Here is a 287-nt window from a genome sequence, read left to right on the forward strand (position 1 = left end):
AAGATGAGCAAAGACCTTTGTCCTCACGGGCGCACCGCGATCTGACGATCGCTGCCCTGCGGACGGCGCGCCGGACCACCGGCGGCTCGGCTCTGCCGGCTGCTGGTGCCACGCGAAAAGGTTTGAAAGACGTGTTCAAAAACGAAGTGAAAACTTCACCAGCTTCTCATCATCATGCTCAAGGCATGTTCATACGTTCCCGTATGGCCGCTTTGGCACCCTTGCGAGCGACGAGCGAGCAAGACAGGTTTGCCAAAGCAACAAAAGGAACAAGTGGTCATGTCCAG

Annotated in this window: 1 protein-coding gene; it reads left to right on the top strand. The window is 56.8% G+C overall.

The features are described from left to right. Positions 1-287 (top strand): hypothetical protein (locus P0086_RS25225; protein ID WP_275790831.1); only part of this gene is annotated, 287 nt, incomplete at both ends.

This window comes from Mycoplana sp. MJR14 (assembly GCF_029210525.1).
GTDB lineage: Bacteria > Pseudomonadota > Alphaproteobacteria > Rhizobiales > Rhizobiaceae > Mycoplana.